4 protein-coding genes are annotated in these 3169 nt (G+C 43.4%); 3 read left to right on the forward strand and 1 reads right to left on the reverse strand.

Features of this window, described 5'->3' with window-relative positions:
• On the forward strand, positions 1–431 hold a 431-nt coding region (locus EGI32_RS17490; RefSeq protein WP_255156648.1), incomplete at its 5' end, for a transposase.
• Between the two features lie 176 nt (positions 432–607).
• On the opposite strand, the gene EGI32_RS17495 is transcribed toward EGI32_RS17490, so the two are convergent.
• The gene (locus EGI32_RS17495) at positions 608–1270 is read right to left on the reverse strand and encodes a sterol desaturase family protein (protein ID WP_255156649.1); all 663 of its coding nucleotides are present in this window, start codon (positions 1268–1270) and stop codon (positions 608–610) included.
• 140 nt (positions 1271–1410) lie between these two features.
• Between EGI32_RS17495 and EGI32_RS17500 the strand changes: the two genes are divergently transcribed.
• Both EGI32_RS17500 and EGI32_RS17505 read left to right on the forward strand, forming a co-directional pair.
• Entirely contained in the window at positions 1411–2418 is a 1008-nt protein-coding gene (locus tag EGI32_RS17500; protein ID WP_255156650.1) for a fumarylacetoacetate hydrolase family protein, read from the forward strand.
• 222 nt (positions 2419–2640) lie between these two features.
• Entirely contained in the window at positions 2641–3027 is a 387-nt protein-coding gene (locus tag EGI32_RS17505) for a GxxExxY protein (protein ID WP_255155971.1), read from the forward strand.
• Positions 3028–3169: the final 142 nt, after the last annotated feature.

Here is a 3169-nt window from a genome sequence, read left to right on the forward strand (position 1 = left end):
TCCGTAACTCAGCCAGGTATGTCGTATGGAAAGATAAAAGACAGTTTACAAAGGATATGAAGCAGATTTATGATGCGCCTACCAAACAGGCAGCTAAAGCTTCACTGGAACATTTTGCTTCGCAATGGAACCATAAATATCCATATGCCATTAAATCCTGGGAGGATAACTGGGAGGAACTCACCGTATTTTTTGACTTCCCGCTTGAAATCAGAAAAATCATTTACACCACCAATCTTATAGAAAATCTGAACGGTAAAATAAGGAAGTATACCAAAAACAAATTATCATTCCCGACAGATGAGGCAGTTTTAAAATCTGTATTTTTGGCCCTGAGAGAGGCTACGAAAAAATGGACGATGCCCATACAGAACTGGGGCTTAATCCTAAACCAGTTCTTAACAATATTTGAAAAAAGGGTTCAGCTTTAATAAAAAAGCCAAACCCTAATATTTTACTTACACACTTTATGGGATAGTGTCATTTACCGAAATAAATATCCCCCCCTCAATGATTTCACCATTCACTATTCACCATTCACTATTCACCATTCACTATTCACCATTCACTATTCACCATTCACTATTCACCATTCACTATTCACCATTCACTTCTGGTACATCAGTTCCTTCACCTTCTCCTTATCCTCCTTCTCATTTTTCAGATCATACATGGTTCCAAATACATGATCCCACAGCGTGCTGCTTACTCCAAAACCAAGATCGCCGTGTTTGTAGTGATGCAGGTGATGGTTGCGCCAGAGGCCTTTCATCCATTTGAAGGGCGGGTTCCAGGCGTGGATGGCATAATGCATGCTGCCATAGATCAGGTATCCCAGCATGAAGCCCGGGAAAAATGGAAATGCATATTTACCCATGATCAGGTAAAACAATAAAAAGAAAGCGGATGCAATGATGAGGCTGGGCGCTGCCGGCATGAACAAACGCTGTTTATCCCGCGGGTATTCGTGATGATTGCCATGCAACACATAATTGATCCTTTTACCCCTTTCTGTTTCGGGATGATAGTGAAACGCGAACCGGTGCAGGATATATTCCGTGAATGTCCAGAAGAACATGCCGCCCAAAAATATGAGGACAACCTGCAAGCCGGAGAACTCGATCGTTTCTACCGCATAGTACGGCATCAATATCAGCACCGGCATATACATACCCCAGATCACGAGGGGATGCGTCTTGGTGAGATATTCCAGGTACTGGCTCTGAAAGAGTTTCGCCTGGCCTTTATTGTGAATCTTTTCGAAGTTCATGACATGAATTTATGCAACAAAATTAAGAAATCCATAAGAAATATCGATGGCGAAATGAGGAAAACTGATATCTATGTCATTGATCCTGCAATTGCTGACCAATATTTAATTGCCTATTTTTACAGCTCTAAACCTTCTATATGAAATTTGTTTCTTATATAAAAAACGACCACGAACAGCTGGCTTTATTAGCCAACGGGTTATTGTACGACACGGACAAACTGCACCCGGATATGCCGCATAATATGTTGATGATGCTCAATTACTGGGATGATCTTCAGCCTTTGGCATCTGCCATCCAAAAGAAACTGGATGAAGGCGGTGCCCCGAATCTCAAAGGCATTCCGATGTCGGAAGTGCAGTTACTGGCGCCTGTTCCAAACCCGCCGAGCTGCAGGGATGGTTATGCCTTCCGCCAGCATGTAGCCGCTGCCAGGCGCAACCGCAAAGTGGATATGATCCCGGAATTTGACCAGTACCCTATTTTTTATTTTACCAATCACCATAGCATCCAGGGTGCGGGAGAAGTGCGCTGCATGCCCGATCATTTTGAAAAGCTGGATTTCGAACTGGAAGCAGCCATCGTGATCAGTAAAGCCTGCCGGAATGTTACTGCCGCTGAAGCGGATCAGTACATCGCCGGGCTGATGATCATGAACGATATGAGCGCCCGCAGACTACAGATGGAAGAGATGCTGCTGAACCTTGGCCCCGCAAAAGGAAAAGATTTTTCTACCGCCATCGGGCCCGCCCTGGTAACGCCGGAAGAACTCGAACAATATGAAGTGCCTTGTAAAGAAGGCCATACCGGCAAAGCCTGGAACCTGGAAATGACCTGCTCGGTAAATGGCATCCTGGTAAGCAGGGGCAACCTTGCCGATATGGACTGGACATTTGCAGAGATCATCGAAAGGGCGAGTTATGGCGCCACCCTCTATCCCGGCGATGTGATCGGAAGCGGTACAGTAGGAACCGGGTGTTTCCTCGAACTGAACGGCACGGGCAAGTTCAACGACCCGAATTACCAGGAGCAATGGCTGCAGGAAGGGGACGTAGTAGATATGGAAATAACGGGGCTGGGGAAATTGAGCAATACGATGGTGAGAGAGGACAGTGAGTTGAGTTTATTTGGGTTGAAGAAGAAATAGTTGCGGGTGAAGGGTGACGGGTTGGTTGATCGTTGGTGAAGAATGAAGCGGTGGAGTTTTGAAGAAATATATAGTTTAACTAAAGAAACATTAGTGGTAAGTTAGGGGCAGGGAAAGGAGGGTTTGTATATTTGTTTGCGGGTTTGTTATAAGCGAAGTTTTTTTAACCGCAGAGAAGCGAGGGAGCAGAGTTTTCGCAGAGATAAATATACAAACTGGAAGATGAACAAAGAGATGTTGAATGGTTTAGGAGCGATTATATTAGACGCGTCCATTACTGTCCATAAAGAATTAGGTCCGGGCTTGCTGGAATCTGCTTATCGTGTGGCTTTGAAACGGGAGCTGGAATTAAAAGGGCTGATGGTAAAATCGCATGTAGCAGTAGAATTGGTTTACAAAGATGAGCCCTTGGGTAAAGCGTATGAAATCGATCTTTTGGTAGAAAACGAGATCATCATCGAGACAAAGGCTACGGAAGGAATCGCTCCAGTTTTTGTTGCACAATTAATAACATACTTAAAATTATATAGTAAAAGTTTGGGCTATTTGATAAATTTTAATGTCCCACTACTCAAAGATGGATTCAAAAGAATAGTATATAAATTTTAATTTTTACAGCAGATAAAAAGATGTAACAGAGTTTTCCGTAAAAAATTTTTAGGTAAAATTTATCTCTGCGAAAACTCTGCTCCCTCCTGTTCTCTGCGGTTAAGAAACCTTCAAAAAATTCAGACTCCCTAAAAAATATGAT

It is taken from the genome of Ferruginibacter sp. HRS2-29 (assembly GCF_024343615.1).
GTDB lineage: Bacteria > Bacteroidota > Bacteroidia > Chitinophagales > Chitinophagaceae > Ferruginibacter.

Coding starts and splice junctions, on each gene's coding strand:
- EGI32_RS17495 (WP_255156649.1), bottom strand. CDS start 1,270: ATGAACTTCGAAAAGATTCACAATAAAGGCCAGGCGAAACTCTTTCAG.
- EGI32_RS17500 (WP_255156650.1), top strand. CDS start 1,411: ATGAAATTTGTTTCTTATATAAAAAACGACCACGAACAGCTGGCTTTA.
- EGI32_RS17505 (WP_255155971.1), top strand. CDS start 2,641: ATGAACAAAGAGATGTTGAATGGTTTAGGAGCGATTATATTAGACGCG.